At 55.6% G+C, this 19,840-nt stretch carries 15 protein-coding genes; 8 read left to right on the top strand and 7 right to left on the bottom strand.

Annotated elements, in window-relative coordinates; all coding sequences use genetic code 11:
• Positions 1–345: 345 nt before the first annotated feature.
• The 3 genes from ACU4F7_RS03855 (at position 346) to speD (ending at position 2,477) form a co-directional block, all read left to right on the top strand.
• The gene (locus ACU4F7_RS03855) at positions 346–693 is read left to right on the top strand and encodes a YacC family pilotin-like protein (protein ID WP_024558295.1); all 348 of its coding nucleotides are present in this window, start codon (positions 346–348) and stop codon (positions 691–693) included.
• 108 nt (positions 694–801) lie between these two features.
• Positions 802–1,668, top strand: a complete 867-nt coding sequence (gene speE / locus ACU4F7_RS03850) for a polyamine aminopropyltransferase (RefSeq protein WP_481638067.1) — start codon at positions 802–804, stop codon at positions 1,666–1,668.
• Positions 1,669–1,682: 14 nt separating this feature from the next.
• Positions 1,683–2,477 (top strand): adenosylmethionine decarboxylase, encoded by a 795-nt coding sequence (gene speD / locus ACU4F7_RS03845; RefSeq protein ID WP_024558293.1) that lies wholly within the window; start codon positions 1,683–1,685, stop codon positions 2,475–2,477.
• A 36-nt stretch (positions 2,478–2,513) separates the two neighbouring features.
• Here the strand turns inward: speD and yacL are convergent, their stop codons facing one another.
• A complete protein-coding gene (gene yacL / locus ACU4F7_RS03840) occupies positions 2,514–2,876 on the bottom strand; it encodes a protein YacL (RefSeq protein WP_024558292.1) in 363 nt (120 codons plus the stop codon).
• Between the two features lie 193 nt (positions 2,877–3,069).
• On the opposite strand from yacL, the gene ACU4F7_RS03835 reads away from it, so the two are divergent.
• Positions 3,070–3,453: a hypothetical protein gene (locus ACU4F7_RS03835; protein WP_481638690.1), complete on the top strand. Its 384-nt coding sequence runs from the start codon at positions 3,070–3,072 to the stop codon at positions 3,451–3,453.
• A gap of 78 nt (positions 3,454–3,531) precedes the next feature.
• Here ACU4F7_RS03835 and acnB read toward each other — a convergent pair whose 3' ends face one another.
• A complete protein-coding gene (acnB, locus tag ACU4F7_RS03830; RefSeq protein ID WP_152977092.1) occupies positions 3,532–6,129 on the bottom strand; it encodes a bifunctional aconitate hydratase 2/2-methylisocitrate dehydratase in 2,598 nt (865 codons plus the stop codon).
• Positions 6,130–6,630: 501 nt separating this feature from the next.
• On the opposite strand from acnB, the gene ACU4F7_RS03825 reads away from it, so the two are divergent.
• From ACU4F7_RS03825 to ACU4F7_RS03815, 3 genes are all read left to right on the top strand, one after another.
• Positions 6,631–6,831, top strand: a complete 201-nt coding sequence (locus tag ACU4F7_RS03825) for a hypothetical protein (protein ID WP_481638066.1) — start codon at positions 6,631–6,633, stop codon at positions 6,829–6,831.
• 203 nt (positions 6,832–7,034) lie between these two features.
• Complete coding sequence (locus tag ACU4F7_RS03820) at positions 7,035–8,579, top strand: DUF3300 domain-containing protein (protein ID WP_481638065.1); 1,545 nt, start codon at positions 7,035–7,037, stop codon at positions 8,577–8,579.
• A 10-nt stretch (positions 8,580–8,589) separates the two neighbouring features.
• The gene (locus ACU4F7_RS03815) at positions 8,590–9,384 is read left to right on the top strand and encodes a DUF2950 family protein (protein WP_481638064.1); all 795 of its coding nucleotides are present in this window, start codon (positions 8,590–8,592) and stop codon (positions 9,382–9,384) included.
• Between the two features lie 122 nt (positions 9,385–9,506).
• Here the strand turns inward: ACU4F7_RS03815 and traT are convergent, their stop codons facing one another.
• From traT to pdhR, 5 genes are all read right to left on the bottom strand, one after another.
• On the bottom strand, positions 9,507–10,238 hold the full coding sequence (traT, locus tag ACU4F7_RS03810) for a conjugal transfer complement resistance protein TraT (protein WP_481638063.1): 732 nt from the start codon (positions 10,236–10,238) through the stop codon (positions 9,507–9,509).
• 370 nt (positions 10,239–10,608) lie between these two features.
• On the bottom strand, positions 10,609–12,033 hold the full coding sequence (gene lpdA, locus ACU4F7_RS03805) for a dihydrolipoyl dehydrogenase (RefSeq protein WP_024555107.1): 1,425 nt from the start codon (positions 12,031–12,033) through the stop codon (positions 10,609–10,611).
• Positions 12,034–12,240: 207 nt separating this feature from the next.
• On the bottom strand, positions 12,241–14,154 hold the full coding sequence (gene aceF, locus ACU4F7_RS03800; RefSeq protein WP_481638062.1) for a pyruvate dehydrogenase complex dihydrolipoyllysine-residue acetyltransferase: 1,914 nt from the start codon (positions 14,152–14,154) through the stop codon (positions 12,241–12,243).
• 14 nt (positions 14,155–14,168) lie between these two features.
• A complete protein-coding gene (aceE, locus tag ACU4F7_RS03795) occupies positions 14,169–16,832 on the bottom strand; it encodes a pyruvate dehydrogenase (acetyl-transferring), homodimeric type (RefSeq protein ID WP_029591192.1) in 2,664 nt (887 codons plus the stop codon).
• 241 nt (positions 16,833–17,073) lie between these two features.
• Entirely contained in the window at positions 17,074–17,838 is a 765-nt protein-coding gene (gene pdhR, locus ACU4F7_RS03790) for a pyruvate dehydrogenase complex transcriptional repressor PdhR (RefSeq protein WP_024558283.1), read from the bottom strand.
• 535 nt (positions 17,839–18,373) lie between these two features.
• Between pdhR and aroP the strand changes: the two genes are divergently transcribed.
• Positions 18,374–19,747, top strand: coding sequence for an aromatic amino acid transporter AroP (aroP, locus tag ACU4F7_RS03785; protein ID WP_481638061.1), 1,374 nt, complete (start codon positions 18,374–18,376; stop codon positions 19,745–19,747).
• Positions 19,748–19,840: the final 93 nt, after the last annotated feature.

The raw sequence follows: 19,840 nt of genomic DNA, 5'->3' as shown, positions 1-19,840 counted from the left end.
TAATTTGCTGTTGCAGACCCTTTTTTCCGGCGCTTTTATAGCGCCTTTAAAATCAATCGTTTAAAAAACGGCGTTAAAAAAGGGTTTTGGCATGAGAGACAAAGTTAATTTTTCGTGCGCCGTTTCGTTCGCTTTCGCTTTTTGGCGAGGCCGCTTTTTCCTTTCGAAACGCGGCGTTTGCCGCTTACTTTTTCACCTCTGCTTAAATCATCTTGTTTTCATTTTGAAAAGCGCGCCAGGCCGCGTCATACGGGCATTTATCCGCCATAAAAGGGATCAAATATCCTCGTCGCGTCTGAACGAAATGTGCTATCGTTTGGTATCTTTTGGCGAGTGGTAGACGTAATGAACAAGTGGGTCAGGGTGATGTTGCTGGGCTGTCTGATGGGCTTTTCCGCCAGTAGCTTTGCGTTAAGTGAATCAGAAGCGGAAGACATGGCCGATCTCACCGCCGTTTTCGTGTTTCTGAAAAATGACTGCGGCTACCAGAACTTGCCAAACGGGCAGATTCGCCGCGCGCTGGTCTTTTTCGCCCAGCAAAACCAGTGGGATTTAAGCAATTACGAAAGCTTTAATATGAAGGCGCTTGGCGAAGACAGCTATCGCGATTTGAGCGGCATCGCCATTCCCACCGCACGGAAATGTAAGGCGCTGGCGCGCGATTCTTTAAGCCTGCTCGCCTACGTAAAGTAACCCCCTTCCCCGCCCCTTCGTCGAAATAATGACCGTGCATCCACGGTTATTGTTAGCTATTATGTTGCGCCCATTTTCCGAGGGTGTTAACGAAGGAGGTATCAGCCAATGACCGGGAATACGCTGTGGCACGAGACGCTGCACGACAAATTTGGTCAATACTTTGCCGTTGATAACGTGCTTTACCACGAGAAAACCGATCATCAGGATTTGATCATTTTCGAAAATGCGGCTTTTGGCCGGGTAATGGCGCTGGACGGTGTGGTGCAAACCACCGAACGTGACGAGTTTATCTATCACGAAATGATGACCCACGTGCCGCTGCTGGCGCACGGTCACGCAAAGCATGTGCTGATCATCGGCGGCGGCGACGGCGCCATGCTGCGTGAAGTCTCCCGCCATAAAAGCGTGGAATCCATCACCATGGTGGAGATAGACGCAGGCGTCGTTTCATTCTGCCGTCAGTATCTGCCTAACCATAATGCCGGCAGCTATGACGACCCGCGCTTTAAGCTGGTGATTGACGACGGCGTCAATTTTGTTAACCAGACGACGCAAACGTTTGATGTGATTATCTCTGACTGTACCGACCCTATCGGTCCGGGCGAGAGCCTGTTCACGTCGGCATTCTACGAAGGGTGCAAACGCTGCCTGAACCCAGGCGGAATTTTTGTCGCGCAAAACGGCGTCTGTTTTCTGCAGCAGGATGAAGCCATCGACAGCCACCGCAAGCTCAGCCACTATTTTACTGACGTCAGCTTCTATCAGGCGGCTATCCCGACCTATTACGGCGGCATCATGACCTTCGCCTGGGCGACGGACAACGACGCGCTGCGCGACCTGCCCACTGAAACCCTGCAAGCGCGTTTTCACGCCGCGGGAATTCAGTGCCGCTATTACAATCCGGCTATTCATACGGCAGCTTTCGCTCTGCCGCAGTATTTGCAAGATGCCCTGTCCGATCAGGCATCCTAAGGAGGTGATCAAAATTGAAAAAGCTGAAACTGCATGGCTTTAACAACCTGACCAAAAGCCTGAGTTTTTGTATTTACGATATTTGCTACGCCAAAACGGCGGAAGAGCGCGATGGTTATATCGCTTATATCGATGAACTCTACAACGCCAACCGTCTGACTGAGATCCTGACAGAGACCTGCTCCATCATCGGAGCCAATATCCTGAACATCGCGCGTCAGGATTATGAACCGCAGGGCGCCAGCGTCACCATCCTGGTGAGCGAAGAGCCGGTAGACCCGAAACTGATTGATAAGTCTGAACACCCGGGTCCGTTGCCGGAAGCCGTGGTGGCCCACCTGGACAAAAGCCACATCTGTGTGCACACCTATCCGGAAAGCCATCCGGAAGGCGGGCTTTGCACTTTCCGCGCCGACATTGAGGTTTCGACCTGCGGCGTGATTTCGCCACTGAAGGCGCTGAATTACCTCATCCACCAGCTCGAGTCCGATATCGTCACCGTCGACTACCGCGTTCGCGGCTTTACGCGCGACGTGAACGGCATGAAGCACTTTATCGATCACGAAATCAATTCCATTCAGAACTTTATGTCAGAGGATATGAAGTCGCTGTATGACATGGTGGACGTGAACGTTTATCAGGAAAATATCTTCCACACCAAAATGCTGCTTAAAGAGTTCGACCTTAAGCACTATATGTTCCACACCAAACCGGAAGATTTAACCGAAGAAGAGCGCAAGACCATTACGGACCTGCTCTGGAAAGAGATGCGCGAAATTTACTACGGCCGTAATATTCCCGCCGTATAAACGCCAGTGGAGCAGGGACGCTCCACGCCGCCGCGCTTAGCGCTGATTAAGAAAGGCGCGATAAGCCGCCGCTACCTGCAGGAAATCTTCAAGGCCACAGAGCGACAGGCTTTCTTCGTCGTAATAACTCATCCCCTCTTCCATCTCGTCGCCCGAAAACTCCAGCTGATTGGCGCGCACCATCACCTCTTCGCCATCAAGCCACAGCGTGTATTCGTGACCCGTTTTCTGCCACTGACGCTCGCTGCCTTTTACTTCACGCGCCGCCTGCTCCACTTCGTCGAGCAGAGACAAGTTGTCCTTCACTTCTTCGTTAAACCAGTGGCCGACCGCTTCATGCCCCATCGACATGCGCACTTTCACCGAGCCGGTAATATCGCGCAAGAATTCGTAATCCATGGTGTTTTCCTCTGCAAAAGGCAATGCGTGACCGCTGCATTGTACCTGTGTAGTTATTATCGCAGCATGAAAGCGAAAAAAAAGCGGACCGGGCGGCGTCTGGCGAAAAAAGCGCTGACGCCCGCCCTCTGGTCTGGCTGTGCTATGCTGTGACCTTTCTTAACGCCTTAATTCATAAAGACCTATGCAAAAATTGAAAATGACGCTCGCCCGGGCCCTGCTGCTGTGCGCCGTCGCGCTGCCCCTTTCCGCCGCTTATGCGGGCGAAGCGGTGCGGCTTGACTGCCTGACGCGGCAAAACGTGCTGATCTCCTTTTTTAAGTATCACCTCACCACCATGAAGTGGGGCGATCATTTTCAAATCGCTTCCGGTATTCATAAAGCGGAAACGAAATCGGGCAACCGTTACGACGTTATCTCCTTTCGCAACGGCGACGACTTAATCTACTTCCCGGCGAAAGAGAGCTATTTCCTGATTTATGCCGACCAGCAAAAGCCGGAGCGCTGCCGGACGGAAGAGAGTTTTACTTATCCCGTGGTCAGCCTGCCGCGCTACGACGGCAAAGCAAACTCCTGAGGCGATAATGCATAAAAAAAGGGAAGCGCTGAGGCTTCCCTTTTTTCGTGCGGCCCGGCGAACCGGGCACGCGTTGCATCAAACGGCGGTCTGGAAAATCACGCCGTCCGCTTTCTCGGTGTACTGGGAAAGCTGGTCGAAGTTCAGGTAGCGATACGTATCCACCGCGGTCTTATCCACCTGCGCGACAAAGGTCTGATACTCTTCCGGCGTCGGCAGCTTGCCGATAAGCGCCGCAACGGCCGCCAGCTCCGCAGAGGCCAGATAGACGTTCGCGCCGGTGCCTAAGCGGTTCGGGAAGTTACGGGTCGAGGTGGAAACCACCGTCGAGCCGTCCGCCACGCGCGCCTGGTTGCCCATGCACAGCGAGCAGCCCGGGATCTCAATACGCGCGCCGCTCTTACCAAACACGCTGTAGTACCCCTCTTCGGTCAGCTGCGCGGCGTCCATGCGGGTCGGCGGCGCCACCCACAGGCGGGTCGGCAACTGGCCTTTATGGCTGTCCAGCAGTTTACCGGCGGCACGGAAGTGGCCGATGTTGGTCATGCAGGAGCCGATAAACACTTCGTCAATCTTGTCGCCCTGAACGTCAGAGAGCAGGCGCGCATCGTCAGGATCGTTCGGCGCGCACAGAATCGGCTCTTTGATTTCGTTCAGATCGATGTCGATCACCGCCGCGTATTCCGCGTCGGCATCCGCTTCCATCAGCTGCGGATCCGCAAGCCACTTCTCCATGCCCTGGATACGACGCTCCAGCGTACGACGGTCGCCGTAGCCTTCAGCAATCATCCATTTCAGCAGCACGATGTTGGAGGTCAGGTACTCGATGATCGGCTCTTTGTTGAGCTTGATGGTGCAACCTGCCGCAGAACGCTCGGCGGAAGCATCGGTCAGCTCAAACGCCTGCTCGACTTTCAGATCCGGCAGACCTTCGATTTCCAGAATGCGGCCGGAGAAGATGTTCTTCTTGCCCTTCTTCTCAACGGTCAGCAGACCTTGCTGGATGGCATAGTAAGGGATAGCGTGAACCAGGTCGCGAAGCGTAATGCCCGGCTGCATCTGGCCTTTAAAGCGCACCAGCACCGATTCCGGCATATCGAGCGGCATCACGCCGGTCGCCGCGGCGAACGCCACGAGGCCGGAACCCGCCGGGAACGAAATACCGATCGGGAAACGGGTGTGGGAGTCGCCGCCGGTGCCAACGGTATCCGGCAGCAGCATGCGGTTCAGCCAGGAGTGGATAACGCCGTCGCCCGGGCGCAGCGACACGCCGCCGCGGTTCATGATGAAGTCCGGCAGCGTGTGGTGCGTGGTAACGTCAACCGGCTTCGGATACGCCGCAGTGTGGCAGAAGGACTGCATCACCAGATCGGCGGAGAAGCCCAGGCACGCCAGGTCCTTCAGCTCGTCGCGGGTCATCGGACCGGTGGTGTCCTGGGAACCTACGGAGGTCATCTTCGGTTCGCAGTACTGGCCCGGGCGAATACCCGCTACGCCGCAAGCGCGGCCGACCATTTTCTGCGCCAGCGAGAAGCCGCGGTCGCTCTCGGCGACATCTTTCGCCTGACGGAACACGTCGCTGTGCGGCAGACCCAGCGCTTCGCGCGCTTTGGTAGTCAGCCCACGACCGATGATCAGCGGAATACGTCCGCCCGCACGCACTTCGTCAATCAGTACGTCGGTTTTCAGTTCAAAGGAGGCCAGCAGCTCATCAGTGTAGTGATTACGCACTTCGCCTTTGTACGGGTAAATATCGATAGCGTCGCCCATATTGAGGTTCGACACATCGACTTCGATCGGCAGTGCGCCCGCATCTTCCATGGTGTTGAAGAAGATTGGCGCGATTTTGCCGCCCAGCACCACGCCGCCGCCGCGCTTGTTCGGCACGAACGGGATATCTTCGCCCATGAACCACAGCACGGAGTTGGTCGCGGATTTACGGGATGAACCGGTGCCCACGACGTCGCCAACATACGCCAGCGGGAAGCCTTTTTGCGCCAGCGCTTCAATTTGCTTGATAGGGCCGACTGCGCCTGGCTGATCCGGCTCAATGCCGTCGCGGGCGTTTTTCAGCATCGCCAGCGCGTGCAGCGGGATATCCGGGCGCGACCAGGCGTCCGGCGCCGGAGAAAGGTCGTCGGTGTTGGTTTCGCCCGTCACTTTAAAGACGGTAACGGTAATTTTCTCAGGCAGCGACGGGCGAGACAGGAACCACTCGGCATTCGCCCAGGAGTGCATAACCTGCTGCGCATGGGCGTTGCCCGCTTTCGCTTTCTCTTCCACATCGTAGAAGTTATCGAACATCAGCAGCGTATGGGACAGCGCTTTGGCGGCAATCGGCGCCAGCTTTTCATCATCCAGCGCGTCAATCAGCGGGTGAATGTTATAACCACCCTGCATGGTGCCCAGCAGTTCAATCGCTTTTTCCGGGGTGACCAGCGGAGAGGAGGCTTCGCCTTTGGCGATAGCGGCAAGGAATCCGGCTTTTACGTAGGCGGCTTCGTCAACGCCTGGGGGTACACGGTTGGTAAGCAGATCTAACAGAAACTCTTCTTCACCCGCTGGCGGGGTTTTCAGCAGCTCGACGAGCGCTGCCATTTGGGTTGCATCTAAGGGTTTGGCTACAATCCCCTCGGCGGCACGCTCAGCTACGTGCTTACGGTATTCTTCTAGCACGACGGTTCTCCTCGCTCTCATTGTCATATGGGGAGCCAGGCTATTCTCTTCACGCTCCTGTGAGACAGCAGTTTGTAGGGTAAATGCCCGGTTCCGCGTCGGGCAGAATAGCAGGAATTGGGGTCTCTGTTAATCTGTTTACAAAAAAGCAACATTAAATATTTGCTGAATCGTTAAGCAACGCATAACGCGTTTCAGAAGTGAGATTTCAGGCACAAAAAAACCGCCTGACGGCGGTCTTCTTGTTGTGTGCGGGTGGTAGCAGGCACCTTCACACAGGTTATGTGGCAAGTACAACACGAAATGAATCATGCCATCGGTTAAAAAAAGGGGCAAGTCGAACTGTACGATTTGCGCACCGCTTTCGGAATTTACATGTAAGCCAATGCAACGCTTTAAAACGGCTTTCAGCCCTGGAAAAAACGGTTTACCTTGCCCGCTGGCCTGCTTCGCTGGCGTAGCAGCCAGTCACCGGGCCCGGAAGCAGTTCCCTGATCCTACGTGGCAAGTACAACACACTTGCCTGGTTCTGCCTTTCCCGGTGAAGAAGGAATCGACGTAGCCCGCAAGGGATTACGCGCAATGGAAATGCGTTTGCTCTATACGCTTCTCATTGTATTAAGCGCAGCGATGGCGCTGATGCAGGGTGGCTGGAACATTTCAGACATCCACATTCAGTTCATCCTGAACTTAGGCAATTAAGCTCCTGACCGCCCGCAAGGGCGGTCTTTCAGGCGACCTCACAGCGGCAAATTTAATGTCGCTTATAATTGCGCAATAAATACTCACATTTTTATTCGGACAAATGCGGTTCATTGCCAGTTATAGCTAAAACCGTAAAAAAACGAAGGATATACTCGCGGCAACCCAAACGCCTTATGGCATCGCTCTCGTCGGAGTTCCCTATGAAGTTGCCTTTCAAGCCACATCTGTTTGTCCTGCTGTGCAGCGCCGGGCTCCTGGCTGCCTCAGGCGCGCTATTCGTAAAAAGCCAGACGCCTGCGGCTGTGAACGAAAACGCGCCTGCCGCGCCAGCGCAAACTCAGCCCTCTCCCGCCGCGCCGGCACCGAACCAGCCCACTCCCGCAACGCCTGTCGCGCCCACTTACACAGCCGCGCAAATCGACCAATGGGTGGCGCCCGTCGCGCTCTACCCTGACGCGCTGCTGTCGCAAATTTTAATGGCGGCGACTTACCCCGCGAATGTGCTTCAGGCGGTGCAGTGGTCGCGGGATAACCCCAAACTGCAGGGCGATGCGGCGATAGAGGCGGCTAAGAATCAGCCCTGGGACGCGAGCGTAAAATCGCTGGTCGCCTTCCCGCAACTCATGTCATTGCTGGGTGAAAACCCGCAGTGGGTGCAAAATCTCGGCGACGCATTCCTGGCGCAACCCAACGATGTGATGGACTCGGTGCAAAGGCTGCGCGCACTGGCTCAGCAAACCGGCGCGCTGACCTCCACTGCGCAGCAGAAAGTCACCACGACGACAAAAGCGGCAACGCCTGCCCCGCCAAAAGAAGCTAACGGGGCAGCGCCGTCAGCCGCCAGCAGCCCGACGATTATTAAAATCGAACCCGCCGATCCGCAGGTCGTTTACGTGCCGACCTATAACCCGGCGACGGTCTACGGCACGTGGCCGAACGCCAGTTACCCGCCGGTGTACCTGCCGCCGACGCCTGGCGAGCAATTCGGCGAGAGTTTCGTTAAAGGATTGGGTTACAGCCTCGGCGTCGCGACGACCTATGCGCTGTTCAGCAGCATCGACTGGGACGACGACGATCACCATGACGACCATCATCACGGCGGCGGCTATTCGCATAACGGCGACAACATCAATATCAATGTAAATAATTTCAACAAGATAACCGGAGAGCACCGCGTCGATAACACGTTGCGCTGGCAGCATAATCCCGCCTATCGCAACGGCGTTCCCTACTCTGACAACCGTGTCGCCACGCAGTATCGCGCCAACGCCGCAGCAAGCGTAAACGCCGCTTCGCCGCAACCGGTTAACCGGGATAGCCAGCGACAGGCAGCCATGGCGCAGCTCCAGCAAGCCGCCGGTAAAAACCGGACGCCAACGCCACGCCCGGCCATGAAAGAAGCGCAGCGGCAGGCGGCGAATCAGCAGCTCAAGCAGATAGCGCAACGCAATAACTACCGGGGTTACGACACCGATAAACCGCGCGCGCAGCAACAGGCCAACCGCCCGCAGAAAACGCAGCGGGCGAATAAACCCCAGCGTGAAGCCCCCTCTGCGGCGCGTCCGTCACCTCGCTATAACACAGCGCGCGCGAATGCGTTAAGCGGCAACGACAGCCGCTCAGCCAGCTGGCAGGCGCAGCAACAGCGCGGAATGCAGAGCCGTCAATATGCGTCGACAAATCGGGAGCGCGCGCCCGCCAGAGAGCGACGCGCTGAAAACCGCGACGTTAACCGCCATCGCTAAGGGAAAGAAAATGAAGCTAAAACGACTCACTGCGCTGGCGTTGTTCCTGGTCTCAGTTCACACCTTCGCCAACCAACCATTCACTACCCCGGAACAGGCCGCCGATGCGCTGATGCAGGCGATTGAACAGCAAAACGAAACCGCGCTGAATCAACTTCTCGGCGAGGACTGGCGACAATTTTTACCTTCTGAAGGGGTTGATCCCGAGGCCGTTGCGCGTTTTCTGCGCGACTGGAAAACCGGCCATCGTATCGTTCAGCACGGCGATACCGCGCACCTGGTGGTTGGCGATAACGGCTGGCAGCTGCCGATTCCTCTGGTAAAAGCAGCGGAAGGCTGGCGATTTGATATGCAGGCGGCGGAGGATGAAATACTGACCCGCGCCATTGGCCGCAACGAGTTGGCCGCTATCGAGGCGCTGCACGCCTACGTTGATGCGCAACAAAGCTATTACGCAATGCATCAACGCTATGCGCAAAAAATTGTCAGCGCCGTCGGGAAAAAAGATGGCCTTTACTGGCCGGTCAAACCCGGAGAACCCCCCAGCCCGCTTGGCCCCGCCTTTAGCCCAAAAGAACCGGGCATGGGATATCACGGCTACCATTTTCGCATTCTGCCTGATAACCGTAACGGCTTTGCGATGATTGCCTGGCCGGTCAGTTATGGAGAAAGCGGCATAATGAGCTTTATGATTAACGGCGACGACAATGTCTGGCAGGCGGACCTTGGCCCCGACACGGCGGAAAAAGCACAAGCGGTATCGGTCTATAACCCGGATGGGCAGTGGCAGCTTGTGGCGCCGTAGGCGCGTTACCCGACGGGTTTGTTTACGGCGTCAGCCGTAGCCGCGGCGACAGAAGCGTAACACAGCGGCGATAGCCTACGGCTTAACGGACCGCCCGGGTCAGCGGTCCGTTATCGCTACGGTTACAGAATGTTAGCAACCGATTTCGCCAGCTGCGCTTCGAGCTGTGGTTTCGCCTCTTCAAACTTCAGATTAACTTTGTTGGCGGTGGAAACGACGCGGGTCTGGTATTTCGCGCGGTTACCCTGCTCGCTGCTGGTTTGCAGTTTGATGCCGGAGGTTCCCTGACGCAGAGCCGCGATGTTGTCGGTAGTTACCGCTGTTTTGCTGCGCTCTGAAATCTGCAGGTCAGTGACCATGGTGTAGTTAACATCTTCCACCATCGCGTCAGCCGCCAGGCCAATCAGACCCGCCGCCAGGCCTACGCCCAGCGCCGCACCTGACGAGTTGCTGTTATAAGCGGTGATCCCCGCGCCCAGCGCCGCGCCCATTGCCGCCCCTTCGTAACCGCTCTTCAGGTAATTCTGCGATTCGCGCAGATCCATTTTGTCAGCCTTCAGCACGTTAGCCTGTACCCAGTAGTAAGCGGTATCCGGCGAACTGGTCACCTTGTAACCTTTCGCGGAAAGATCGTTTGCAATCAGCGTCTGCAGGTTGCTCATATCTTTATCAGAGGTGTTTTTCACCTGGATATAGACCGTTTTCTCAGAGGAAGGCTCCAGCCAGACGGTTTCGCTCATCTGGGTTTTCACTTCCAGGTTACGCTTTTTCACAGCGGTCGTCATTGCACCGCAACCAGAGAGGGCAAAGGCGGTCAACACCACGCTAACAACAGCCAACTTTTTAAAAGACATAGTTTTTCCTTTTTTGTCGATGAAATCGTCAGAGAGACGAAAAAGAGAAAGCCGGACGCCTGGCGCGCCAGCCAAATGCAGTGAGATTGTGTGTAGAGACCGCACAACGGCGGCACGATTTGAGAGAAGGTCAAAACTCAACGGCATTCCTTGTCCTGCGCATACCTGTCCGTGCGCCGCTAACGGCAACAACAATAAATGAACAGCTCACTCGGTAAACTTGTTTAACGTTATATCGGCAGCGGGAAACGAAGATTGAGAGAAAATTGCCTACCAGATTAGGTAGTTACGCAAGAACGACGCAGCGGGAGAAGTAAGGCGGAAATAAAAAACGCCTCCGAAGAGGCGTTTATCACTAAAGCGAAGAGGCTTATTTTTTCTTCGCTTTCGGGTTCGGCAGGTCAGTAATGCTGCCTTCGAACACTTCAGCAGCCAGACCCACAGACTCGTGCAGAGTCGGGTGCGCGTGGATGGTGAGCGCGATATCTTCAGCGTCACAGCCCATCTCGATAGCCAGACCGATTTCGCCCAGCAGCTCGCCGCCGTTGGTGCCGACAATCGCGCCGCCGATAACACGGTGGGTCTCTTTGTCGAAAATCAGCTTGGTCATACCGTCTGCGCAGTCGGAAGCGATAGCACGGCCGGAAGCCGCCCACGGGAAGGTGGCGGTCTCGTAGCTGATGCCTTTCTCTTTCGCTTCTTTCTCGGTCAGGCCAACCCATGCCACTTCCGGCTCGGTGTATGCGATGGACGGGATGACTTTCGGGTCGAAGTAGTGCTTCATGCCTGCGATAACTTCAGCGGCAACGTGGCCTTCATGAACGCCTTTGTGCGCCAGCATCGGCTGACCGACGATATCGCCGATAGCGTAGATGTGCGGCACGTTGGTGCGCATCTGCTTGTCAACGCGGATGAAGCCGCGGTCGTCCACTTCCACGCCCGCTTTGCCCGCATCCAGGTTTTTACCGTTCGGCACGCGGCCGATAGCCACCAGCACGGCGTCGTAACGCTGCGCTTCAGCTGGCGCTTTTTTGCCTTCCATGGAAACGTAAATACCGTCTTCTTTCGCTTCAACGGCAGTCACTTTGGTTTCCAGCATCAGGTTGAATTTCTTGCTGATGCGTTTGGTGAAGACTTTCACGACATCTTTATCGGCAGCCGGGATAACCTGGTCGAACATTTCAACCACGTCGATCTCTGAACCCAGCGCGTGGTAAACGGTACCCATCTCCAGACCGATGATACCGCCGCCCATGACCAGCATGCGCTTCGGCACTTCTTTCAGCTCCAGCGCATCAGTGGAATCCCATACGCGCGGATCTTCGTGCGGAATAAACGGCAGTTGAATCGGACGGGAACCCGCCGCGATGATGGCGTTGTCGAAGTTGATAACGGTTTTGCCGTTTTCGCCTTCAACTTCCAGGGTGTTGGCGCCGGTGAATTTACCCAGGCCGTTAACCACTTTCACTTTACGGCCTTTGGCCATACCAGCCAGACCACCGGTCAGCTGATTGATAACTTTTTCTTTCCAGGTGCGGATTTTGTCAATATCGGTTTTCGGCTCGCCAAAAACGATACCGTGCTCCGCCAGCGCTTTCGCTTCTTCGATGACTTTCGCTACGTGCAGCAGCGCTTTAGAAGGGATACAACCCACGTTCAGGCAAACACCACCGAGGGTGCTGTAACGTTCTACGATGACGGTTTCCAGACCTAAATCCGCGCAACGGAAGGCCGCAGAGTAGCCTGCCGGGCCTGCCCCAAGTACCACGACCTGAGTTTTGATTTCAGTACTCATCATGACCTCTTAATTTATATCCGGCGGGTCTGACGCTTTTGTTATTACGCCCATCATCCACCGGGACGTTCTATCCGCTCGCATTTTACAAAATTGTTAACAATTTTGAAACAACAAACGGCAAACGAATCCTGTTTAGCAGCCGATAATCTTACGCAACTCCTGAGATTATCAGAAAAAAGCCGGCCGTCAGGCCGGCTTCTTCGCTTACATCACCAGACGGCGAATGTCAGACAGCGTGTTGTTGATGATGGTGATAAAGCGCGCACCATCAGCCCCGTCGATCACGCGGTGGTCGAAGGAAAGCGAGATCGGCAGCATCAGGCGCGGCGCGAACTCTTTACCATTCCAGACCGGTTCCATGGACGATTTGGAGACGCCCAGGATAGCCACTTCCGGCGCGTTGACGATCGGCGCGAAGTGGGTGGTGCCCAGGCCGCCGATGCTGGAGATGGTGAAGCAGCCGCCCTGCATTTCGCCAGCGGTCAGCTTGCCATCACGCGCTTTTTTGGAGATGGTCATCAGCTCGCGAGACAGCTCGATGATGCCCTTCTTGTTCACATCCTTGAACACCGGAACCACCAGGCCGTTCGGGGTATCAACCGCCACGCCGATGTTGATGTATTTCTTCAGCGTCAGACGCTGGCCATCTTCGGACAGAGAACTGTTGAAGCGCGGCATCTGCTCAAGCGCTGCGGCGACGGCTTTCATGATGAAGACAACCGGGGTTATCTTCACATCCAGCTTACGCTTCTCCGCTTCGGCGTTCTGCTGTTTACGGAACGCCTCCAGGTCGGTGATGTCGGTTTTGTCGAAGTGCGTAACGTGCGGGATCATCACCCAGTTACGGCTCAGGTTCGCGCCGGAGATTTTCTGGATGCGGCCCAGCTCCACTTCTTCCACTTCACCAAACTTGCTGAAGTCCACTTTCGGCCACGGCAGCAGACCCGGCAGAGAACCGCCGGAGGCAGCGGCGGCAGGCGCCGCTTCAGCGCGTTTAACCGCTTCTTTCACATAAGCCTGAACGTCTTCACGCAGGATGCGGCCTTTACGACCGGTGCCCTTCACTTTCGCCAGGTTAACGCCGAATTCGCGCGCCAGGCGACGAATCAGCGGGGTGGCGTGAACGTAAGCGTCGTTCTCAGCGAACTCAGACTTGCCTTCCGCTTTAGCCGCCGGAGCAGCAGCCGGTTTAGAAGGCTGTGCAGCCGCAGCTGGCGCCGCCGCTTCCTGTTTAGCCGCCGGAGCAGCAGCAGGCGCAGCGCCTTCCACTTCAAAGACCATAATCAGCGAGCCGGTGGAGACTTTGTCCCCCACGTTCACTTTCAGCTCTTTCACGGTGCCCGCGAACGGCGCCGGAACTTCCATGGAAGCTTTGTCGCCTTCGACGGTAATCAGAGACTGTTCAGCGGAGACTTTGTCGCCCACTTTCACCAGCACTTCGGTGACTTCAACTTCGTCGCCGCCGATATCCGGTACGTTAACCTCTTTCGCGCCCGCCGCCGCCGCCGGCGCGGTTGCCGCCTGCTCGGTAACGGTCGGTTTAGCCTGCGCAGCCGGCGCTTCGCCCGCCACCTCGAAGACCATAATCAGAGAACCGGTGGAAACTTTGTCGCCAGTGTTGATTTTGATCTCTTTAACCGTACCCGCGAACGGCGCCGGCACTTCCATAGAGGCTTTGTCGCCTTCTACGGTTATCAGAGACTGCTCAGCGGTAACCTGGTCGCCCACTTTGACCAGGATTTCGGTGACTTCGACTTCGTCGCCGCCGATATCCGGTACGTTAACCTCTTTTGCAGCCGCAGCAGCCGCAGCCGCCGGGGCAGCAGACTGCGCCGGAGCCGCTTCTTTTTTCTCTTCCTGCGCAGGTGCAGCGGCGGCTGCACCCTCGGCGGAATCGAAAATCATGATCAGTTTGCCGGTCTCGACTTTGTCGCCAACGGAGACTTTGATCTCCTTAACAACGCCCGCCTGCGGAGACGGCACTTCCATAGAGGCTTTATCGCCTTCTACGGTGATCAGCGACTGTTCAGCTTCAACTTTGTCGCCCACTTTGACCAGGATCTCGGTGACTTCAACTTCGTCCGCCCCGATGTCCGGTACATTGATTTCGATAGCCATTCTTCTTTTACCTCTTATGCCAGACGCGGGTTGACTTTATCTGCATCGATGTTGAATTTGGTGATTGCTTCCGCCACCACTTTCTTGTCGATTTCGCCACGTTTAGCCAGTTCGCCCAGTGCTGCTACAACCACGTAAGAAGCGTCAACTTCGAAGTGGTGACGCAGGTTTTCACGGCTGTCAGAGCGACCGAAACCGTCGGTACCCAGTACGCGGTAATCATCAGCCGGTACATAAGTACGAACCTGCTCGGCGAACAGTTTCATATAGTCAGTGGAAGCCACGGCCGGCGCATCGTTCATCACCTGAGCGATGTACGGAACGCGCGGGGTTTCCATCGGGTGCAGCATGTTCCAGCGCTCGCAATCCTGACCGTCACGAGCCAGCTCAGTGAAGGAGGTGACGCTGTAAACATCGGAACCGATGCCGTAGTCTTTCGCCAGGATCTGCGCTGCTTCACGTACGTGACGCAGGATAGAACCAGAGCCCAGCAGCTGAACTTTACCTTTCGCGCCGTCAACGGTTTCGAGTTTGTAGATACCTTTACGGATACCTTCCTCGGCGCCCTGCGGCATCGCCGGCATGTGGTAGTTTTCGTTCAGCGTGGTGATGTAGTAGTAAACGTTCTCTTGTTTCTCACCGTACATACGCTCCAGACCGTCGTGCATGATCACAGCGACTTCGTAAGCGTAAGCCGGGTCGTAAGAGATACAGTTCGGGATAGTCAGAGACTGAATGTGGCTGTGACCATCTTCGTGCTGCAGACCTTCGCCGTTCAGGGTGGTACGACCGGAGGTGCCGCCGATCAGGAAGCCGCGCGCCTGCTGGTCGCCCGCCGCCCAGCACAGGTCGCCGATACGCTGGAACCCGAACATGGAGTAGTAGATGTAGAACGGGATCATCGGCAGGTTGTTGGTGCTGTAAGAGGTCGCCGCCGCCAGCCAGGAAGAACCTGCGCCCAGCTCGTTGATCCCTTCCTGCAGAATCTGGCCTTTCTCGTCTTCTTTATAGTAAGCAACCTGCTCACGGTCCTGCGGGGTGTACTGCTGGCCGTTCGGGCTGTAGATACCAATCTGACGGAACAGACCTTCCATACCGAAGGTACGCGCTTCGTCGGCGATGATCGGAACCAGACGATCTTTGATCGAGTTGTTCTTCAGCATCACGTTCAGGGCGCGAACGAAAGCGATGGTGGTGGAGATCTCTTTGTTCTGCTCTTCCAGCAGAGAACGGAAGTCTTCCAGCGTCGGCAGCTCAAGCTTCTCGGTGAAGTTCGGCTGACGGGACGGCAGATAACCGTGCAGCGCCTGACGGCGTTCGTGCAGGTATTTGTACTCTTCAGAGCCTTCCGGGAAGGTGATGTACGGCAGTTTTTCCAGGTCGGCATCGGCTACCGGAACGCTGAAACGGTCACGAACGTAACGCACGCCGTCCATGTTCATTTTCTTAACCTGGTGCGCGATGTTTTTACCTTCGGCGGTGTCGCCCATGCCGTAACCTTTAACGGTGTGAGCAAGGATAACGGTCGCTTTGCCTTTGGTTTCCTGCGCTTTTTTGAATGCAGCGTAGATTTTCTTCGGATCGTGGCCGCCACGGTTCAGCGCCCAAATCTCATCGTCAGACCAGTCAGCGACCAGCGCGGCGGTCTCCGGGTATTTACCGAAGAAGTGCTCGCGAACGTAGGCGCCGTTTTTGGATTTGAAGGTCTGATAGTCGCCGTCAACGGTTTCGTTCATCAGCTGAATCAGCTTGCCGCTGGTATCTTTACGCAGCAGCTCGTCCCAACGGGAGCCCCACATCACTTTGATGACGTTCCAGCCAGCGCCGCTGAAGATGCCTTCCAGTTCGTTGATGATCTTGCCGTTGCCGGTTACCGGACCATCCAGACGCTGCAGGTTGCAGTTGATAACGAAGACCAGGTTGTCCAGCTTCTCACGGGTCGCGATAGTGATGGCGCCTTTGGATTCCGGCTCGTCCATCTCGCCGTCGCCGAGGAACGCGTACACGGTCTGCGCAGAGGTATCTTTCAGGCCGCGGTGTTCCAGATATTTCAGGAACTTAGCCTGGTAGATGGCGCCAATCGGGCCCAGACCCATAGAAACGGTCGGGAACTGCCAGAATTCCGGCATCAGTTTCGGGTGCGGGTAAGAAGAGAGGCCGTTGCCGTGCACTTCCTGACGGAAGTTATTCATCTGCTCTTCAGTCAGACGACCTTCAAGGAAGGCGCGCGCGTAAACGCCCGGAGAGATGTGACCCTGGAAGTAAACCAGATCGCCGCCGTCTTTGTCGTTGCGAGCGCGGAAGAAGTGGTTAAAGCACACTTCATAAATGGTCGCTGAAGACTGGAAGGAAGCCATGTGGCCGCCGAGTTCCAGATCTTTTTTGGACGCGCGCAGAACGGTCATAATGGCGTTCCAACGGATAGCAGAACGAATACGACGCTCAAGGTCCAGATTGCCCGGGTATTCCGGTTCATCTTCAACGGCAATAGTGTTGACGTAGTTGCTAGCCCCTGTACCAGCCGCTACTTTCACGCCGCCTTTGCGGGCTTCGGAGAGTAACTGGTCGATCAGATACTGAGCGCGCTCAACACCTTCTTCACGGATGACCGATTCGATCGCCTGTAGCCAGTCGCGAGTTTCGATCGGATCCACGTCATTTTGGAAACGTTCTGACATGGGGGTATTCCTTATCTCTCTAATACGTTGATTTGTCTGGAACCTGTCCCATTGCGCTCTTTGTTCTTCATATTTTAGGTTTCTCTTTGTTGGCTGCGCTTCCTCACCCCGGTCACATAGTTCGCTATGCTCCCGGGGATTCGCGCGCTTGCCGCCGCGATATAACCCAAATTATTTGAACAACTAAAAGCACAATAAGACAGGTTCTGCGTTTAGTTGCCGCGCTCTAAAACACTGGCGCTTAGTCCTTACGTTGCTGTAGGCGGCGCAGTGAGCGTTCACGACGACTTTGCTCACGGCTGCGGTCCAGCAAGATTTCCTCAATGAAGGCAAGGTGACGGTGAGACGCTTCGCGCGCCTGCTCCGGCTCCCTCGCCATAATCGCCTCATAAATACTGGTGCGATGGCTGCTGACCAGCGGAAGCATCTCCCGCCGGGCATACAGTAATTCGAAATTCTGGCGAACATTCTGAGCGAGCATCGGCTCCATGCAGCGCAACAAGTGTAGCAACACTACGTTGTGCGCGGCTTCTGTCACCGCAATTTGGTACTTCATCACCGCATCGGATTCCGCATCCAGATCGCCGGACTGCTGCGCCAGCTCAATGGCGTGATGCAACTCGCGAATGCGCACCCGATCCTCGTCCGTGCTGCGCAGCGCAGCGTAATACGCGGCGATGCCCTCCAGCGCGTGGCGGGTTTCAAGCAGGTCAAACTGGGATTCGGGATGATCGGAGAGCAGTTCCACCAGCGGGTCGCTGAAGCTCTGCCACAGACTGTTCTGGACAAACGTGCCGCCACCCTGGCGACGAAGCAGCAGGCCCTTCGCCTCGAGACGCTGGATAGCCTCTCGCAGGGAGGGACGAGAAACGTCGAACTGTTTGGCCAGCTCACGTTCAGGAGGAAGTTTTTCGCCGGGACGCAGCGTCCCTTCGAGGATGAGAAACTCCAGTTGCTGCTCAATCACATCAGAAAGTTTAGGTTGGCGGATTTTGCTGTAGGCCATGTTCCCTGTCTCTGCCATTCGCCCGGAGTCAATTGGTATGACCAATTGCATGTTCGTGACGCTAAAGTAACAAAGTATTCACCTTCTGTCCATATTGGTTTTGATTGAAATCAGGAAAGCAGGCACATTTTAACAACCCTACAGAAATGACGTTTCAGAAATGTAACTTTGAACAAATTAACCATTTACCTCGCAAGGAGTAGTTTTAACTTTGTCGAAACGCACAACTTTTCATTCTGAACCGATTCACCACAGCGTTATATGAATAACCAGGCGTTTTTATAGCTTAATCTTATCCATCGACCTGCAGAGTCCCCGCCCCGCGCCATTTACAAATGGTTTCTTTTTATTCACTCCGACATTGCCCCTCGCGAAAGCAGGTGCATTCGCGGGCGCTTATCACTATTCTTGGCCCTACGGAAGCATTTCTATAAAAATTCCGGTTTTTGCTCCGTAAAGAAAAAACTACAAACGACGGAATTAATAAATTACAGCGGCCACGCTGAAGAGAAACAACCACACACGAGGTTCACTTATGGAAGGTCAACAGCACGGCGAAACGCTGAAGCGCGGCCTTAAAAACCGCCATATCCAGCTTATCGCGCTGGGTGGAGCAATCGGAACGGGGCTCTTTCTGGGTAGCGCATCCGTTATCCAGTCTGCGGGTCCCGGTATTATCCTTGGCTACGCAATTGCTGGCTTTATCGCATTTTTAATCATGCGCCAGCTTGGCGAAATGGTGGTTGAGGAGCCGGTAGCCGGCTCCTTCAGCCATTTCGCCTATAAATACTGGGGCGGTTTCGCCGGTTTCGCTTCCGGCTGGAACTACTGGGTGCTTTACGTTCTGGTGGCAATGGCGGAACTCACCGCCGTCGGCAAGTATATTCAGTTCTGGTGGCCGGAGATCCCGACATGGGTTTCCGCGGCGGCCTTCTTTGTGCTTATCAACGCCATTAACCTGACCAACGTCAAAGTGTACGGTGAGATGGAGTTCTGGTTTGCGATTATCAAAGTGGTCGCCGTTATCGCCATGATCCTCTTTGGCGGCTGGCTGTTGTTTAGCGGCGACGCAGGCCCGCAGGCGACCGTGCGCAACCTCTGGGAGCAAGGCGGCTTCCTGCCGCACGGCACCATGGGACTGGTGATGATGATGGCTATCATCATGTTCTCTTTCGGCGGTCTTGAACTGGTGGGCATTACCGCGGCAGAAGCGGATAACCCGGAAGTCAGCATCCCGAAAGCGACGAATCAGGTTATCTATCGCATCCTCATCTTCTATGTAGGCTCGCTGGCGGTATTGCTTTCACTGATGCCGTGGACGCGTGTAACCGCCGATACCAGCCCGTTTGTGCTTATCTTCCACGAACTGGGCGACTCGCTGGTAGCCAACGCGCTGAATATCGTTATCCTCACGGCGGCGCTGTCGGTCTATAACAGCTGCGTATACTGCAACAGCCGTATGCTGTTCGGCCTGGCGCAGCAGGGCAACGCGCCGAAATCGCTGCTGAAAGTGGACAAACGCGGCGTGCCGGTCAATACCATTCTGGTTTCTGCGGTTACCACCGCGCTGTGTGTGCTGATTAACTACCTGATGCCTGGCGAAGCCTTTGGCCTGCTGATGGCGCTGGTCGTCTCGGCGCTGGTGATTAACTGGGCCATGATTAGCCTTGCCCATATCAAATTCCGCCGTAAGAAAGATAATCAGGGCGTGAAAACCCGCTTCCCTGCTCTCTTCTATCCGCTAGGCAACTGGGTCTGCCTGCTCTTTATGGCGGCGATTTTGGTGATTATGGCGGTAACACCGGGTATGGCGATTTCTGTCTGGTTGATCCCGGTCTGGGTTGCCATCCTGGGCATCGGTTACTGGATTAAAACGCAGCGCAGCGCGAAAACCGTAAAAGCGCATTAATCCATTTTTTGCATCAAAACGCCCCGGTCGGCTTGCTGCCCGGGGCGTTTTCTTTACAAATATTATTTTCAAACGCCGCAGCCTTCGCTTCCC

The sequence above is a fragment of the Franconibacter pulveris genome (genome assembly GCF_056780215.1).
This window is presented reverse-complemented; position numbering and strand designations above follow the sequence as displayed.